Source organism: Chryseobacterium sp. Bi04, assembly GCF_918698085.1.
In the GTDB taxonomy this organism is placed as follows: domain Bacteria; phylum Bacteroidota; class Bacteroidia; order Flavobacteriales; family Weeksellaceae; genus Chryseobacterium.
The window spans coordinates 947957-965268 of the sequence record NZ_CAKKLP010000001.1; the positions used below are offsets into that span (position 1 = coordinate 947957).

General features: G+C 36.4%; 13 protein-coding genes. 6 read left to right on the forward strand and 7 right to left on the reverse strand.

Annotated features, from left to right (window positions below; genetic code table 11):
• Positions 1-14 precede the first annotated feature (14 nt).
• Both LQV47_RS04205 and LQV47_RS04210 read left to right on the forward strand, forming a co-directional pair.
• Entirely contained in the window at positions 15-1769 is a 1755-nt protein-coding gene (locus tag LQV47_RS04205; protein WP_230034145.1) for a discoidin domain-containing protein, read from the forward strand.
• Positions 1770-1795: 26 nt separating this feature from the next.
• Positions 1796-3019: a serine hydrolase domain-containing protein gene (locus LQV47_RS04210; RefSeq protein WP_230034146.1), complete on the forward strand. Its 1224-nt coding sequence runs from the start codon at positions 1796-1798 to the stop codon at positions 3017-3019.
• A gap of 35 nt (positions 3020-3054) precedes the next feature.
• Here the strand turns inward: LQV47_RS04210 and LQV47_RS04215 are convergent, their stop codons facing one another.
• The 6 genes from LQV47_RS04215 to recJ all read right to left on the reverse strand — a co-directional run bounded on the left by LQV47_RS04215 (position 3055) and on the right by recJ (position 11646).
• Positions 3055-3912, reverse strand: a complete 858-nt coding sequence (locus LQV47_RS04215) for an alpha/beta hydrolase (protein WP_230034147.1) — start codon at positions 3910-3912, stop codon at positions 3055-3057.
• A gap of 83 nt (positions 3913-3995) precedes the next feature.
• Complete coding sequence (locus tag LQV47_RS04220) at positions 3996-6245, reverse strand: outer membrane beta-barrel family protein (RefSeq protein ID WP_230034148.1); 2250 nt, start codon at positions 6243-6245, stop codon at positions 3996-3998.
• Positions 6246-6290: 45 nt separating this feature from the next.
• Complete coding sequence (locus LQV47_RS04225; RefSeq protein ID WP_230034149.1) at positions 6291-8552, reverse strand: outer membrane beta-barrel family protein; 2262 nt, start codon at positions 8550-8552, stop codon at positions 6291-6293.
• Positions 8553-8794: 242 nt separating this feature from the next.
• Positions 8795-9133 carry a DUF3817 domain-containing protein gene (locus tag LQV47_RS04230; RefSeq protein WP_230034150.1) on the reverse strand — a complete coding sequence of 113 codons (339 nt, stop codon included), beginning with the start codon at positions 9131-9133 and terminating at the stop codon, positions 8795-8797.
• An 80-nt stretch (positions 9134-9213) separates the two neighbouring features.
• Positions 9214-9798: a nicotinate (nicotinamide) nucleotide adenylyltransferase gene (gene nadD, locus LQV47_RS04235; protein ID WP_230034151.1), complete on the reverse strand. Its 585-nt coding sequence runs from the start codon at positions 9796-9798 to the stop codon at positions 9214-9216.
• Positions 9799-9933: 135 nt separating this feature from the next.
• Positions 9934-11646, reverse strand: coding sequence for a single-stranded-DNA-specific exonuclease RecJ (recJ, locus tag LQV47_RS04240; RefSeq protein ID WP_230034153.1), 1713 nt, complete (start codon positions 11644-11646; stop codon positions 9934-9936).
• 109 nt (positions 11647-11755) lie between these two features.
• Between recJ and LQV47_RS04245 the strand changes: the two genes are divergently transcribed.
• A complete protein-coding gene (locus tag LQV47_RS04245; RefSeq protein ID WP_230034155.1) occupies positions 11756-12568 on the forward strand; it encodes a M48 family metalloprotease in 813 nt (270 codons plus the stop codon).
• A gap of 79 nt (positions 12569-12647) precedes the next feature.
• Here the strand turns inward: LQV47_RS04245 and LQV47_RS04250 are convergent, their stop codons facing one another.
• A complete protein-coding gene (locus LQV47_RS04250; protein ID WP_230034163.1) occupies positions 12648-14270 on the reverse strand; it encodes an ATP-binding cassette domain-containing protein in 1623 nt (540 codons plus the stop codon).
• 121 nt (positions 14271-14391) lie between these two features.
• Between LQV47_RS04250 and smpB the strand changes: the two genes are divergently transcribed.
• From smpB to LQV47_RS04265, 3 genes are all read left to right on the forward strand, one after another.
• The gene (gene smpB, locus LQV47_RS04255) at positions 14392-14850 is read left to right on the forward strand and encodes an SsrA-binding protein SmpB (RefSeq protein ID WP_230034240.1); all 459 of its coding nucleotides are present in this window, start codon (positions 14392-14394) and stop codon (positions 14848-14850) included.
• A 77-nt stretch (positions 14851-14927) separates the two neighbouring features.
• Complete coding sequence (locus tag LQV47_RS04260; protein WP_230034165.1) at positions 14928-16439, forward strand: OmpA family protein; 1512 nt, start codon at positions 14928-14930, stop codon at positions 16437-16439.
• 94 nt (positions 16440-16533) lie between these two features.
• Positions 16534-17274 (forward strand): YebC/PmpR family DNA-binding transcriptional regulator, encoded by a 741-nt coding sequence (locus LQV47_RS04265; protein ID WP_230034167.1) that lies wholly within the window; start codon positions 16534-16536, stop codon positions 17272-17274.
• Positions 17275-17312: the final 38 nt, after the last annotated feature.

The window sequence follows — 17312 nt, forward strand, 5'->3', positions numbered from 1 at the left end:
CAAAAAATATAAAGATGCGGCACTACTTATTATCATTGGCTATTTTCCTGGGAATATGGGCTGGAGGTCAGCAGAAAACATTCTGTAACCCTATTAATATTGATTATGGTTATACCCCTTTTGAAGCTTTTTCAAAACAGGGAAAACACCGGGCTACCGCTGATCCGGTAATTGTCAATTTTAAGAATAAGTTATTTCTTTTTTCTACCAATCAGGAAGGATACTGGTACAGTGATGATATGCTGGATTGGAAGTTTGTAAAAAGAAAATTCCTCAGAGACAACAAATATATTCATGATCTGAATGCTCCGGCAGTCTGGGCTATGAAAGACACACTCTACGTCTATGGTTCTACATGGGAGCAGGACTTTCCCATCTGGAAAAGTACAAACCCTACCCAGGATGACTGGAAAATTGCAGTAGATACTTTAAAAGTGGGCGCATGGGATCCTGCGTTTCATTATGATGAAGATAAAAATAAGCTTTATCTGTATTGGGGATCAAGCAATGAATGGCCGCTGTTGGGAACAGAAGTAAAAGTTAAAAACCTTCAGTCAGAAGGTTTTGTAAAGCCGATTATTAAATTAAAACCTGAAGACCATGGATGGGAACGTTTCGGGGAATACAATGACAATGTTTTTCTTCAGCCTTTTGTAGAAGGAGCATGGATGACAAAGCATAATGGGAAATATTATATGCAGTATGGTGCTCCGGCTACAGAATTCAGCGGATATTCAGATGGGGTATATGTCAGTAAAAACCCGTTGGAAGGGTTCGAATACCAGCAGCATAATCCGTTTTCCTATAAGCCGGGAGGTTTTGCAAGAGGAGCAGGCCATGGCGCTACTTTTGAAGATAATTACAAAAACTGGTGGCATATTTCGACCATTTTTATTTCTACTAAAAATAATTTTGAAAGAAGACTCGGAATCTGGCCGGCCGGTTTTGATAAAGATGATGTAATGTATTGTAATACGGCCTATGGAGATTATCCTACTTACCTTCCCCAATATGCCCAGGGTAAAGATTTCACTAAGGGCCTTTTTGCAGGATGGATGCTGCTGAATTATAATAAACCTGTTCAGGTTTCATCCACTTTAGGCGGTTATCAGCCCAATTACGCAGTAGACGAAGATATTAAGACCTACTGGAGTGCGAAAACAGGAAATTCCGGCGAATGGTTTCAAACCGATCTTGGTGAAGTTTCTACAATTAATGCAATCCAGGTTAACTATGCAGATCAGGATGCTGAATTTTTGGGGAAAACTTCAGGAAAAATGCACCAGTATAAAATCTATGGCTCTAATGATGGGAAAAAGTGGAAAGTAATTGTTGATAAAAGTAAAAATACCAAAGATGTTCCCCACGATTATATTGAATTGGAAAAACCGGCACAGGCACGATTCCTTAAAATGGAGAATCTTAAAATGCCTACCGGAAAATTTGCATTAAGTGGCTTCAGGGTATTTGGAAAAGGAGCAGGAGAAAAGCCTAAAAAAGTAGAAGGTTTCGTGCCTTTAAGAGCCGATCCGAAGAAATATGGTGAAAGAAGGAGCATCTGGATGAAATGGCAGCAAAACCCGGAAGCAGACGGCTATGTGATCTATTGGGGAAAATCTCCTGACAAGCTCTATGGAAATATTATGGTGTATGGGAAAAATGAATATTTCTTTACAGGAGCTGATAGAGCGGATGCCTATTTTTTTCAGATTGAAGCTTTTAATGCCAACGGGGTTTCTGAAAAAACAGAGATTGTAAAATCTGAATAATTAAAACAATAAACCAACGATATACCATGAAAAAACTAAAAACTATTGGGTGTTCCCTTTTTCTGCTTGCTTCCTTAGGCTGTGGAAAAAATGATAACGAGGATTACCGGTCAAATCTTGATACAGCCGTAAAGGATATTCACGCTAACCTTCAGAAAGAATTAAAGACTGATGTTCCTTCACTGAGCGTTTATGTAGTTTCACCAAAAGGAACTCTTTTCAGTACGGCTACCGGAGTAAATGGTATTCCGGTAACCAAAAACACTTACTTCCGTTTTGCCAGCAATACCAAAAATTTTACTTCTACGGCAATTTTAAAAATGATGCAGGAAGGCTGGCTCAACCTGGATGATAAAATTACAGCTATGATTCCCGGAACAAATGTCCCTTATACTCCCGATGGAGCAGCATGGGACTTTCCCCACAAATCGCAGATAACTATTCGCCAGCTTCTACAGCATAATGCGGGAGTCTATGATATTACCAATGACACCAGCAAATATAATATAGATGGGGAGAGCTATACCGATTATATGCTTGAGCATTTCCCGGATCACCAGTTTTCCACTTCGGATTATGTGAAAATTTTAGCAGAAAAAAGTCTTACCTATGGAGCACCGAATATGGTGTATCATTATTCAAATACCGGATATTCTATTCTGAGTGAAATTATAGCCAGAATTTATTCTCAAAAAACAGGAGCGAACAAAACCTATGGTAATTATATGTACGACCATATTGTAGGGCCCGGAACAAAGGTTCCGCTGGAAATCAGGTTTCCAGAGCTTGCTTCGGATAAGCAGCTGCCTATGCCATATGTGACAGGCTTCATTAAATATGATGACCACGATGAGGTTACCCATCTTAAAAATGCCAGCGCTCATATAGGGGAAGGAAACGGAATCGGGACCATGAAATTACTTTCCGATTATATCAGGAGCACAATGAAAGCAGAGAATGTACTTACTGCTTCAAGTATTGAACAAATGAAAACCAGTAAGGGGCCGGCAACGGCTGTCAAAGATCATGATTATGCATTAGGATGTTTTCACCTTCCGGGAGTTGGCTACGGTCATAACGGAGCTACTGAAGGTTACCTTTCCATGATGCTTTATGATCCTGAGACCGATTTTTCAGTGATTGTATTGTTGCCGTTCTGGGATCTCAGAAACAATATGGAAAACTTTCCGAAATGTATGAATGCCCTGAATACTGCGGCTACTGAAGCTAAAAAAGCATTGGGATACTAAGAATAAAACGCTTTGAAACTTTCAGAGCGTTTTTATTATGTATCGGTCCTCTTAAGGAACGTTTCAATTTTTTTAATGAGGAAAGTATTATTTGGCTTTTTATCCCAATCCAGATGTCCGCCATTGAACTCATAAGATTCATTGATCACGTTATTTTTATTTAAAACAGAATCTAAAATCCTTTTCTGGCTCAGAGGAATGACACGGTCTGTATTTCCATAGTAAGAGAGAGTAGATGGGGTATTGGATGTAATCCATTGTACAGGACTGGAAAACCTGTTGGCGGTCATGCCCGCAGGAAGAATTTTAGGATCTATAAGATGTTTTTCCACAAATGAATACTCTTCATAAGTTTTAAAACCTTCATCAGAAAGATCAGCGGGTCCTACGATATTAATAACAGATTTTACATTTTTTAAAGGATCAAAATGATAGGCATACATCATGGATAAATGCCCACCGGCACTGTTTCCCAGAAGAATGATTTTAGGATTATACTTTAATTTATTTTTTAAAAATACGGTAGCTTTTCTAATATCTTCCATTTGATTAGGAATACCGTACCGATTGACCGAAGCCAATCTGTAATTGATATTGGCAAAAATATAATCGGGAAATTTCTGCATCATAGAAAGGGTAAAGAATGTCAGCTGAGATTTGTTCCCGCTGCGCCAGCCTCCACCATGTATAATGATAAAAGCAGTTCTTTTCTTTGAAGGGTTTTCATGCGGAAGATAGAGATCCATTATCTGGTCAGGATCATTTCCATAATGAATATTTTCCTCTTTGTCAAAATGAATACCGCTACCGAGACTTACCTTTTTTTCTTTGCAGTTCAGGAGCAGACATAATATATGGAGACTTACCACAATGAAAATTAAATTTTTTCTCATACCTCTAAAGATAAAAAACCCGCTGATCAATCAACGGGTTATAATACAAAATAATTGAGTTGAATATGAAGAAAGATAATTTTTTATCTTGTTCTGCTTTTAATAGAATCGGAAGCGCCTTCAATATCTCTTACTTTTTTCACTTTTTGATTTCCGAAGTTATAGGTAAGACTTACTGTTAAGCTTCTAGGGTACTGGTTTTGATGAATGTAGTTGTAGTTACCGTTTGCCTGGAAGTCTTCAATCTTAATAATGTTCGTTCTTAAAATATCATTTACATTCACTGCAAAGGTCCATTCATTCCATGTTTTCTTGATACTGAGATCTAAGCTCATTAAGCTTTTCAATGTACCAAGCTCAATCTGCTGTTTGTCCACAAAGAAATAATTAACACCCAAAAACCAGGTTTTCTTTTTATCCAGACGGATGGTATTGTTGGTTTGGATCAAAAGACTTGTAGAGCTCGTTTTATTGGTATATACGATATAGTCTCCCTCTTTATTTCTGAATCGGTCTCCGGTTGTAGGATCAGTATCGAGACTTCCGTTGTTAATATTATGCTGTACTCCAATATTGAAGTTTGTAGTCAGATATTGTTTGAAAAATGACTTTTGAATTCCTACCATGGCAGACATTTCCTGTTTATCTCCGAAATTGGTTCTGATATATCTTAATACAGGGTTTTTTCCAATATTTCCATTAGGTGATTCAGGATATCCCTGTAAAGGAACCTGAGTGATGGCATCCTTAAAAAACGAATGGCTAAGAATCAGGAAATAAGAGTTTTTGTACATATAGGTCAGCTCCTGATTATATGTTGAAGATGCCTTTACAAAAGGGTTGTTTTGGGTGTAATTATCGTCAGTCAGGATGTTTCTTACCGGATTTATTTCCCAGAAGCTAGGTCTTCTCATTCTGCTCGAAAAGGAATAGGATAGATTGTTTTTATCATTAATAGCATAATTAAAGCTTAAATAGGGAAGGATATTGTTATAATTCCTTTTTATCCTTTTCAGCTCTTCTGTAGGTGCATTGTCTGAAGTTCCCAGGCTGTTGGTGATTTCATATCGGGTACCTATTTTCCCTGAGAATTTATCCGAGAATTTTTTTTCTGCGGTAATATAAACACCATATATGTTTTCATCATAAATAAAGTGATTAGGTGCTGATTTTGAAGCTACAGGATCAAAAAAGTAAGTATCGCTTTTAGAATCGTTGTCTGTTTTCGTTTTATTATAATTTCCCCCTACTGAAATAGTAAGATCGTTTTTAAACTTCTGGATATAATCTACCATTCCGGAGAAATTATTAATGATCTGAGGGAGATCCTGAAATACCTGTGTAGTTTTATCTCCTATCTCTCCGTTGATACTAGAGGCATACGTTCTGTTATCCGTAAACTGAAATCTTTTATAATTCAGGTAAGCAGCATTTACATTTAATTTACTGCCCAGAGAATCAGTTTTTAACTCATAATTTAAATTTAAAGAGTTGTTATATGACCTTGAATCCTCTTTGTTTTTTGACCATGTATATTTTGTCTTCCCTCCATTGGTTATAGTATTAAACAAACTTACTGTGGAATTATAACTCTTGTTAGCCCAGGTATTCCAGGAAAGAGCAAGATTACTGTTGTCCGTCAGCTGGTAATCAACATTGAGATAGCCACCTATATTTTTGTTCGGGTCATCGATATTTCCGGTAGATTCATTGGATGTGTCAACCGTTCCGTTTCTTAAAGTATAAGTCTGAGCCTGAATATTTTCACCACCGTTGAGGTTGGCACTGATGCCCAGTTTATTCTTTCTGTAATTGGCGGAGAAGCTGGTCTGGCTTGCATTATATTTACTTTGTGTATTGGAAAATCTCATGTTCCCGCTGAGACCATCACTCATCTTTTTCTTTAAAACAATATTAATGATCCCATCTGAAGATTCTACCTGATACTCACTTCCCGGAACCGTAATAACCTCTATTTTCTGAATATTCTCAGCAGGTGTGTTTTTAAGGAACTGCACCAGGGATTCAGCGTCCATATTGGTTTTTCTGCCGTTGATGTAGATCAGTGCATTGTTTTTACCGGCTATCTTCAGGGTTTTATCATCTGTAGAAGATAAAAGCGGAGTTTGTTTCAATAGATCAAAAGTAGTATTTCCTTTAGCAACAGGAGAAGCTGCAACATCATATACAAAACGGTCGCTTTGCTTTTTAAAAACCTGTTTTGTTATGGTAATTCCTTCAATGCTTTTTGTCTTTGTAGTGTCGGTTTTCTTTTCCTGAGCAAAAACAAAAGTTCCGAATATAATAGCGATGGATAAGAGAGTGCGTTTCATGTCTGTTTTCTTTAAATGTGAATGATGTGTAGTAGTTTTAAAAGCTTATGTTCTCGATTTTACAGCATCGTTCGCTGATTTCATTTCCCTTGCTTTTTTCAGTTTCTGATTTCCGAAATTGTAGGTAACTCCGATACTCAGTAGCCTTGGATAATTGAAGTTGGTTATATTATTGTATTGCCCGTTAGGCTGTATTCCGTTAACCCTATAAAAACTTTGATTAAACAAGTCATTTACTTCCGCTATAACAGTCCAGTCACCTATAATTTTTTTCACACTGATATCGAAGCTTTGTCTTGCGCCAATCACACCACCTTCCATTGCCACTTTACTGGCAAAAAAGTAATTGACTCCTAAAAACCAGTCTTTTTTGGAAGAAAGCCGAACCGTATTATTGATGGTAGCAGACATATTGTAATTTTTAACATCAATGATGTAAGGTTCAAGGACTTCCGTTTCTTCAGGAGTCGGTGCGGACGTAGGATCTTCCAATACTGCACCTTTATAAGTAACATAACCTAAGTTGACAGAATAATTAGTAGTCCATATATCTTTGAACCATGATTTGTTCATTCCAAGAGTTAAGCTAACTTCTCTGTTGCTCCCATAATTGGTTCTTATGTATCTTAGAAACTTTGTTGTTTCCATGATCTTATTGCCATTATTGTCATAAATGATATTGCCATTTTCATCCCTTTTAGGAGCCGTTACGGTTCCCTGCAACGGAAGCAGATCAGAAGCAGAAGCATCTTCTACCATATTAAAACTTAAATTAGCATAGTAGGCATTCTTATACATATAATTCAGTTCCTGATTATAGAACTTTGAAGCCAGTATAAATGGATTGTTCTGGGTATAATTCGTAGGAGTGAAATAGGTTCTGGAAGGGTTTAGCTCCCAGAATCTTGGTCTTCTGATTCTGCTGGAAAAAGTATAGCTTAGGTTATGGTCTGAACTGATTGCATAATTTAAATTCAAATAAGGTAACAGGTTATTATAATTTCTTTCGAATCCTGTTTTGTCAAGGATATCACCTGTACTTCTGGTCATTTCATAACGGGCTCCTATTTTTCCGGATAGCTTTTCAGTCAGCTTTCTTTCATAGTTTAGATAAATTCCTAAGATATTTTCTTTATAAATGAAATGATTAGTCTGCTTGGGGTCTATTACAAAATCACCGTTTTTAAGTCTTTCCTGTCTGGTATCATTATCCGTATTGGTGTGATTGTAGCTGATTCCCATCAGCCAGGTTGCGCCTTTAGATGTTTTTTTCAGATAATCTATGTTGGCAGCATAATTATTGATGATTTGTGGTACTGACTGGTACAGGGCCGAATAGTTGTTATCAGGGTTGCTGTCTAATGGGAAGCTTTCATTAAAGCTGGCTTTATCTCTGTTGAACCAAAGATAAGATATATTAGAAGTAAGCTTACTGCCCAAAGAATCTGTCTTTATTTCGTAATTTAAATTAAACGTATGATTCCTTGTCTGTGCATCCTCATTATTTACCGTTCTGTTGGTTAAAAGGCCATTTTGCCAATTAGTTATATCAAGAACAGAGTTGAAACTTTTGTTGTATCTCATATTGTAAGAGAACCCGATACTTTGTTTCTTATTGATCTCATAATCCACATTGAAGCCTCCACCTAAGTTTTTGTTGGGATCATCATTGTATCCGAAAGACTCATTTCTAAAACTAGGGTCACCGTTAGATAAGGTATATTTTTGTCTCTCTGTCCAGCTTCCCATTCTGAAATTTGAGTTTCCGGACCATTTACCCTGCCTGAAATTAAAAGAAGCACCGGCTGACGGATTGTTGTAATACCCCTGTTCATTATTCATCTTCATCGTTCCGTTGTAGCCATTATTTTTATTCTTTTTCATGACGATGTTGATCACACCTTCCTTAGATTCCACCTGAAATTCACTTCCTGGAACAGTAATCACTTCAATTTTCTGAATATCCTCAGATGGAGTAGACTTTAGCATTTCAATTAATGCCTCAGAATCCATATTTGATTTTTTGTTGTTGATATAAATAATCGCATCAGATTTTCCTAAGATCTTCAGTGTTTTTCCGTCTATGCTGGAAATCATTGGAGTTTGCTTCAAAAGATTGAACGTATTGGTTCCTTTGGCAATAGGAGAAGAGGCTACATCGTAAACAAGGCGGTCTCCCTGTTTTTTGAAAACTTGTTTCTTGATATTGACTGCTTCAATATTCTTTACTTTCAGACTATCCTTAGATTGCTGGGCATTAACGAATCCGCTGAAAAATAAGGCTGCAATTAGAATTTGAGTTTTCATGATCATTATTTTTTAATTGGTAATAGCTTGTATGTGTTATTATTTAACATAGCAAAGATATGTAATAAAAATAGTATTATGCAATACAAAGTACTTAAAAATAATATTAAACAAATGTAAGTATTTGATTATCAGTTGATAAAATTTAAATTATTTTTTTATTGCTTTGCCTTTCTACGTAATAAGACAACCATAACAATGATTTTGTTACAGGAAAATTTGAAATTTTATGAAAAATAAAGTTATTCTCTGTCGAAACGGGCTAGTTTTTTGTCTATCCAAATTGTGGCAAATGGAAAAAATGCGGCAATTAATGCGAAAACGCTATCTTCATCATCCCATTTATATATTTTTCTTATGGCAGGTAAAAATATCAGGTACAATGTAAAGAAAAAACCATGGATACTGCCGATAGTACTGATGTACACAATTGGAAATATACCTTCCGGATCAATACGTATCCAGGTCATTGCTGTGAATAAAAAAAACCATGAAACAGCTTCGGCCAGGCAGATCTGCTTAAACCATCTGATTACTTTTTCCTGAGGATATTTTGAGAAAATTTTTTCGAGAAATTCCATGTTGTAAAGTATAAGGTAAGAGTTACAAATAGAGAATGCAACTCTATTAACTTCTAAATTCTAGCTTCTTATTTGCAAAATTACTTATAAAAACTGCTTCCGTCCAAATATTCAAATACTTCAGGAGGCAGCATAGGCCTCACATTTTTACCGTCTTTGAGCATACTGCGGATTTCCGTAGCCGAAAGTTCTACTACGGGAGCCTTTATCAGTGAAATGTTTTCATGCTGCAGGTATTCAGAATCTTTCTTTTCACCTTCAAATACTCTCGGATAAACAATAATATGATGATTTTTAATAAGGATATCAGAGTTTTTCCATTTATGAAGATTATCCAGATTATCCTCTCCCATAATGAGACTGAAAGAATATTCCGGATACTTTTCATGAAGATAGGTTAGTGTATCGATGGTATAGCTTGGCTTTGGAAGAGAAAACTCAACATTAGAGACTCTCATATTAGGGTAATTTTTTACCGCAAGCTGTACCATATCCAGTCTGTTATGATCGTTAAGCAGCGATTTCTTTTCTTTAAAAGGATTTTGAGGGCTTACCACAAACCATAATTCATCCATATCAGAATTTTCCAAAATGTAATTGGCCAGAATAAGATGTCCGATATGTATTGGATTAAAAGATCCGAAAAATAAACCGATTTTTTTCATTTTTTGTAAAGTAACAGGTAGCAGATAATAGGTTATAGTAAAAAAGTTATCAATATAATAGGCAGACTATTTGAGGTTTTGCAGGGAATTATTAAATGTTGGTTTTGTTACTTAATAATCTAATCCTGCAGCCTATTAATCTCTAAACTTCACATCCTTTATATTGAGATAGTGGGTCACATTACCTTTCCAATGGTTTTCTTCCAGGGTGAAGGCAAGATCGAAATTCTTATGTTTAAAATCTTCCGCAAAAGGTCCCAGTTTAAAGCCTACACATTCAATATTCCGGCCTGTGGTTTCCTGTTTAATATAAAACTTAAGGTGATTGTTATCCTTTCCCATAGTCTTCACATAGCCGGCAAGTTTCTGGTTGGTCAGGGTGAAAATAGGTTTCATATTATGAGGCCCAAAAGGAGCTAATTTCCGGTGGAAATTGATAAACTCTCTGTTGATTTCATTAATATTAATCTCACAGTCTATACTAATGGAGGGTTCCTTTTGATGCTCCTGTATCTTTTCAGAAACAATTCTTTCAAATTTTTCCTTGAAAGCATCAAATTTATCTTTTTCCATAGAAAGTCCGGCTGCTGCATGATGGCCACCGAATTTCAGAAAATATTCAGAGCACAGATCAAGGGCTTCATGTACATCAAAATCCGAAACAGATCTTGCTGAAGCTACCATTTCTCCATTGTTACCATTTGTAAATACCAAAGTGGGCTTGTAGTAAGTTTCAATAAGCCTTGAAGCCACAATACCGATCACTCCCTTATTCCATTCAGGATGATAAACAATGGTTGTATGTTTTGTTTCCTGCTGAGATTCAATGATTTGATTCAAAGCAGAAAGTGTAGAATTCATATCCAGTTCACGCCTTTCATCGTTAAGATCCATAATGTCACTCACAATTTGGTTGGCATGCTTCAGATTATCAGAAACCATAAGCTCCACTGCGGCTTTACCATGAGATATTCTCCCTGCAGCATTGATCTTCGGAGCAATTTCAAAAACAATATTTGAAATTTCAAAATGAGAAAGTTTATCTTCAGGAATAAGTAACCTTAAGCCTAGATTTCTGGTCTTTCTGAGAATTTTCAGCCCCATTTTAGCCAGTACTCTGTTTTCTCCCGTCATAGAAACGATATCTGCAGCAATGGAAATAGCAAGAAGGTCAGTAAGCTCAAATAATTCCGCTTCCGGAAGTTTATAAATGGTATTAAGTCCCTGGCAAAGCTTAAATCCTACACCACATCCTGAAAGTTCTTTGAATGGATACCTGCAGTCATTTCTCTTAGGGTCCAGAACAGCCACAGCATTGGGAATTTCTTCTCCGGGAAGGTGATGGTCGCAAATGATAAAATCAACACCAAGATCTTTGGCATATTGTATCATATCAATAGCTTTGATACCACAGTCTAATGCAATGATCAAAGAAAATCCATTCTCTTTGGCAAAGTCTATTCCTTCCGTAGAAATTCCATATCCTTCAGAATTCCTGTCCGGAATATAATAGTCCAGATATTTTTTCTCTACAATTTTGCTGAGGTAAAGATACATCAGAGCTACTGCCGTAGTTCCATCTACATCGTAATCCCCGTATACCAGTATCTTTTCTCCATTTTCAATAGCGGTTGCAATACGCTCTACAGCTTTTTGCATATCTGCCATTAAAAAAGGGTTGTGTATATCATTAAGGTTCGGTTTAAAAAATTCTCTGGCCTTTTGATAATTGTCAATTCCTCTTAGAACAAGAAGCTTAGATTCAAAAGTACCAAAACCAAGTGACGAACTTAGTCCGTCCACAACTTCCTCATCGGGTTCGGGTTTATAAATCCATTTTTGACTCATTTCACAAAAATAAGGAAAAAAAATAGCATTCTGAAATGATGGGAAGTGAAGTTTTTACATTATAGTTGTTAAAAATTGGCTACATTTGCCTTCCAAATTTTGAATAGTTATGAAAAAAATTACTCTATGTTTATTGTTTTTAGGAACAGCGTATTCTGTCAATGCCCAAAAAATTAACCTGGGAAAAGCAGCCGGTATTGTTTCTAATGGTGCCAAGGCTTTATCTTTTACCAACGAAGATGCCGTCAAATTATCCAAAGAATCTGTAGATTGGATGGATAAAAATAATCAGGTAGCAGGGCCAAAAGACCCCTATACTGTAAGATTGAATAAATTGTTTGGAAAGCACAAATCTCAAGACGGGCTAAGTCTGAATTATAAGGTGTATAAAGTGAAAGATATCAATGCTTTTGCTTGTGCAGACGGAAGTGTTCGTGTGTTTTCCTCATTAATGGATATCATGTCAGATAATGAATTATTAGCGGTTATCGGCCATGAAATTGGTCACGTGAAAAATCAGGATACAAAAGATGCTATGAAATCTGCCTACCTGAAAGCAGCTGCACTGGATGCTGCATCTTCAGCATCTTCACAAGTGGCTACTCTTAATGATAGCCAGGTTGGGAAAATGGCTAATGCATTTTTAGATGCTTCTCACAGTAAAAAACAAGAATCCGAGGCTGATACCTATTCCTATGACTTTATGAAGACTAACAAGTATGATGTTGTAGGAGCATATACAGCTTTTAAGAAGTTAGCATTACTTTCACAGGGAAGTACACAAACCGGTTTTGAAAAAATGTTTAACTCTCATCCTGACAGTGAAAAAAGAGCACAGGCTATTAAGAAAAAAGCGGAAAAAGACGGTTTATGGAAAGACCCGGGAACGGTTTCTATTCCAACGACAAAACTGACGAAATAATTATTTTATTTATTGTTAAAAAAAATACCTCAAAGAATTTCTTCGAGGTATTTTTATATCAACACGAATGTTGTTTAGATTAAGAATACATTTGCTCTCTTAATTCTTTTACTTTCTTATCACTAAGATACTCATCATAAGTCATTTCTCTGTCGATAATTCCTTTAGGAGTAAGTTCAATGATTCTGTTACAGACTGTTGAAAGCATCTCGTGGTCATGAGATGACAACATGATATTTCCTTTAAAGTTGGATAAGGAGTTGTTTAATGTCGTAATACTTTCAAGGTCCAAGTGGTTAGTAGGCTCATCCAATAAAAGGATATTGGCTTTCTGAAGCATCATTCTGCTGAACATACATCTCATTTTTTCTCCCCCTGAAAGTACCTTACAGGATTTCAACGCTTCATCACCGGAGAAAAGCATTCTTCCTAAGAACCCTCTTACGAATTCTTCATGACGCTCTTCATCGTTTTTGGTGAATTGTCTTAACCAGTCAACCAAACTAAGATCTTCCTGGAAGAAATTAGTATTGTCTAAAGGCATGTGAGACTGAGTAGTAGTAACTCCCCAAGCCACAGCACCTTTATCAGCTTCAGTATTACCCGCTAAGATTTCAAAAAATTCTGTTATTGCTAAAGAGTTTTTAGAAAGTACCGCTACTTTATCACCTTTCTTAAGGTTTAAGTCAATATTGGAGAATAATAATTCGCCGTCTTTTGTTTTTTCAAGACCTTTTACATCTAAAATCTGATCTCCGGCTTCTCTTTCCATTTCAAAAATGATGGCAGGGTATCTTCTTGAAGATGGCTTAATATCATCAATATTTAATTTATCGATCATTTTCTTCCTTGCAGTAGCCTGTTTAGCTTTAGCAACGTTTGAACTGAATCGGGCAATGAAATCCTGAAGTTCCTTTTTCTTCTCTTCAGCTTTTTTGTTGGCCTGAGCCCTTTGTCTTGTAGCTAGCTGAGATGCCTGATACCAGAAAGAGTAGTTTCCTGTATAAAGGTTAAGTTTAGCATAATCTAAATCTCCGATGTGCGTACAAACGGTATCCAGGAAGTGACGGTCGTGAGAAACCACAATTACTGTATTTTCGTAATCAGCAAGGAAATCTTCTAACCATGAAATGGTATCAATATCAAGGTCATTCGTAGGTTCATCCAGAATCAATACATCAGGGTTACCAAAAAGAGCCTGAGCTAAAAGAACCTTTACTTTGTCTTTGTTCTCAAGTTCACTCATCATTTGCCAGTGCATATCATCTTTAACACCTACATTGGAAAGCATGGTCTGTGCATCAGATTCAGCAGTCCACCCACCCATTTCGTCATAAATTACGCCCAGCTCACCAGCTTTAATTCCGTCTTCATCAGAGAAATCTTCTTTTGCGTATAACGCATCCATTTCCTCCTTTATCTCAAATAATTTTTTGTTTCCTCTCAAAACAGCTTCCAGAACAGTATATTGATCATAAGCAAAGTGATCCTGCTCTAAAACTGACATTCTTTTTCCCGGCTCCAGAGATACATGTCCTGTTGTTGGATCTTGCTTTCCTGTTAATATTTTAAGGAATGTAGACTTTCCTGCACCGTTTGCTCCGATGATCCCGTAGCAGTTTCCTTTGGTAAACATAATATTTACCTCGTCAAAAAGAACTCTTTTCCCGAATTGTAAAGATAAGTTAGATACTGTTAACATATAGTTTTGTAAATTTGGCGCAAAATTACGAAAAGAATTTGGGTATTTTGTAATAATATAATAGTCAAGTTTTTAAATGTATCGTATTTTTTCTATATTTCATTAACGAAATTTTAAAATGATGAAGATTGAAAAAACAGTTAGCATATTAAATAGAAGAGCCCGTTTTGAATATGAAATTCTCGAAGAATATGAAGCGGGAATGGTTTTGACGGGTACGGAAATAAAATCTTTGCGTTCTTCAAAAGCATCCATCACAGAATCCTTCTGTCAGTTTATTGATGGGGAGTTATACATCATTAACATGATGATTGATGAGTATAAATTGGGAACTTTTTATAACCACAAAACAAAAAGGGAACGGAAATTGCTCTTGCACAAAAAAGAATTGCAAAAACTTGAAAAAAAGTTAAAAGATGCAGGGAATACAATTATTCCATTAAAATTATATATCACTGATAAGGGGAAAGCAAAGGTGCTGATTGCGTTAGGTAGGGGGAAAAAACTCTTTGATAAAAGAGAGTCCATAAAAGATAGAGAAAATAAACGTAACCTGGACAGAATATTAAAGAAAAGTTAAAAATCATTTGAAAAACTTTGTATATAAAGAAAAATTATATTTATTTTGCATTATCAATTATTTAATCATTTAATTCTATGAAAAATCTAAAATTAGGAATTTCAGCATTGGCGCTTACTGTAGCCTCTACTGTTTTCGCGCAGACTACCAACAATCCGTGGTTAATCGGAGTTGGTGCTCATGCAGAAAACCATGTAGCAGCAAGAGGTAACTTCAGTAATACGTTCTCTGCTAAAAATTTGACAAAGAGTATGTTCAATATGAACAACTTCTCTATTACACCTCCATTATCTAAGTTGACAGTTGCTAGAAACGTTGGAAAAGGTTTAGTGATTGACTGGCAAACTTCTGTTGGAAATGTTGAAAACAAAAGATTCAACATGGGGAAAGAATTTTTCTTGATGACAGGTCTTGGTTTCCAGGCTCACGCTGCAGGTCTTTTATGGAACGAAGAATCTTGGTTTGATCCATACTTAAGAGTTGGTGCTAACTACCTTAGACATGACTATACTGCACTTTCTTTCCCAAGAATGAGTGTAGATGCTAATGGTAACCCAATCGAAACTGTTGAAAACGGAAAAGATGGAAACGAGAATGGTAAAGCTAACCACTTTGCTGTAGCTACAGGTGCTGGTGCTAACTTCTGGGTAACTAAGAACTTCGGTCTTGGTATTCAAGGTGACTATGTATCAACTCCAGGTGATAAATCTACTGTTGCTAACTTCTGGCAAGCTTCTGCATCTATCTTATTCAGATTCGGAAACAGAGATAGAGATAAGGATGGTATCCTAGACAAAGACGATCTTTGTCCAGATACTCCAGGTTTACCAGAATTCCAGGGATGTCCTGATACTGACGGTGACGGAGTTCCAGATAAAGACGATCAATGTCCAGATGTTGCTGGTCCAGTTGAAAACAATGGTTGTCCTTGGCCAGATACAGACGGTGATGGTGTAATCGACAAAGATGACGCTTGTCCTACTGTAGCAGGTCCTGCTGAAAACAACGGTTGTCCTTGGCCAGATACAGACGGTGACGGTATCTTAGATAAAGATGATGCTTGTCCTACTGTTCCAGGTCTTCCAGAATACAACGGATGTCCTAAGCCAGAAAAAGTAATCAGTGAAGAAGCTACTGGTGCTCTTAAAGGAATCTTGTTCAACTTTAACAAGGCTACTATCAGACCAGAATCTAATGGTAAATTAGATGAAGCTGCTAAGATCATTAAGCAATCTTCTAACGGTACATTCTTAGTAACTGGTCACACAGATGCTAAAGGTGCTGCTGCTTACAACTTGAAACTTTCAAGAGAAAGAGCTGCTGCTGTAGTAGGTGCTCTTGAGTCTAGAGGAGTTAACGCTAACCAGTTAAAATCTACTGGTGTTGGTTCTAGAGATGCTCAAGTTTCTGCTAAAGCTTCAGATGCTGACAGAATGGTTGACAGAAAAGTAGTTGTAGAAGCTGTAAATGGTGCTGCATGGGATTCACTTAAGAAATCTGATCTAGAAGTAGTAGAGAAGAAGACTGTAGTGAAAAAAGCTAAAAAAGCTCCAGTTAAGAGAAAAGCTACGGCTAAAAAAAGAAAATAATTAATTTTTCTAAATAATGAATACCTCCAATTTGATTGGAGGTATTTTTTTTTTGTTGACTTTTAGTTAATTTTGTTGAAAATTTAAAATTAAAATGGGAAGAGCATTTGAATATAGAAAAGCTTCTAAAATGGCCAGATGGGATAAGATGGCCAAAACATTTTCCAAAATAGGTAAAGATATTGCACTGGCTGTAAAAGCGGGTGGAACAGACCCCGAGGCTAATCCGGCCTTAAGAAGATGCATCCAGAATGCTAAAGGGGCTAATATGCCTAAAGATAATGTAGAAAGAGCTATTAAAAAAGCGAGTGGTGCTGATGCTGAAAACTACGAAGAGATTACTTATGAAGGTTACGGGCAAGGAGGAGTTGCTTTTTTTGTAGAATGTACTACAAATAATACAACGAGAACGGTAGCTAATGTAAGGGCTATTTTCAATAAGTTTGACGGAAACCTCGGGAAGAATGGTGAATTAGCATTTATCTTCGATAGAAAAGGAATTTTTACCCTTGATCTGGCTCAGGTAAAAATGGACTGGGATGATTTTGAAATGGAAATGATTGATGGGGGAGCAGAAGATGTGGAAAAAGATGAAGATGAAGTAATGATTACAACAGCGTTTGAAGATTTCGGTTCCTTATCTCATAAATTAGATGAACTTGGAATTGAAGCTAAAAGTGCAGAACTTCAAAGAATTCCAAACAATACAAAAGAAGTAAACGAAGAACAGTTCAAAGCTAACATGAAGATGCTTGACCGTTTTGAAGAGGATGATGATGTACAAAACGTTTACCATAACATGGAAATTACCGAAGAGCTGATGAACTCTTTATAAAAAATAATATAGCATTCATATACAGTTAATTTTCAATT

Excerpts from the sequence above, each read along its gene's own strand:
- LQV47_RS04205 (WP_230034145.1), top strand. The coding sequence starts at position 15 with ATGCGGCACTACTTATTATCATTGGCTATTTTCCTGGGAATATGGGCT.
- LQV47_RS04210 (WP_230034146.1), top strand. The coding sequence starts at position 1,796 with ATGAAAAAACTAAAAACTATTGGGTGTTCCCTTTTTCTGCTTGCTTCC.
- LQV47_RS04215 (WP_230034147.1), bottom strand. The coding sequence starts at position 3,912 with ATGAGAAAAAATTTAATTTTCATTGTGGTAAGTCTCCATATATTATGT.
- LQV47_RS04220 (WP_230034148.1), bottom strand. The coding sequence starts at position 6,245 with ATGAAACGCACTCTCTTATCCATCGCTATTATATTCGGAACTTTTGTT.
- LQV47_RS04225 (WP_230034149.1), bottom strand. The coding sequence starts at position 8,552 with ATGAAAACTCAAATTCTAATTGCAGCCTTATTTTTCAGCGGATTCGTT.
- LQV47_RS04230 (WP_230034150.1), bottom strand. The coding sequence starts at position 9,133 with ATGGAATTTCTCGAAAAAATTTTCTCAAAATATCCTCAGGAAAAAGTA.
- nadD (WP_230034151.1), bottom strand. The coding sequence starts at position 9,798 with ATGAAAAAAATCGGTTTATTTTTCGGATCTTTTAATCCAATACATATC.
- recJ (WP_230034153.1), bottom strand. The coding sequence starts at position 11,646 with ATGAGTCAAAAATGGATTTATAAACCCGAACCCGATGAGGAAGTTGTG.
- LQV47_RS04245 (WP_230034155.1), top strand. The coding sequence starts at position 11,756 with ATGAAAAAAATTACTCTATGTTTATTGTTTTTAGGAACAGCGTATTCT.
- LQV47_RS04250 (WP_230034163.1), bottom strand. The coding sequence starts at position 14,270 with ATGTTAACAGTATCTAACTTATCTTTACAATTCGGGAAAAGAGTTCTT.
- smpB (WP_230034240.1), top strand. The coding sequence starts at position 14,392 with ATGAAGATTGAAAAAACAGTTAGCATATTAAATAGAAGAGCCCGTTTT.
- LQV47_RS04260 (WP_230034165.1), top strand. The coding sequence starts at position 14,928 with ATGAAAAATCTAAAATTAGGAATTTCAGCATTGGCGCTTACTGTAGCC.
- LQV47_RS04265 (WP_230034167.1), top strand. The coding sequence starts at position 16,534 with ATGGGAAGAGCATTTGAATATAGAAAAGCTTCTAAAATGGCCAGATGG.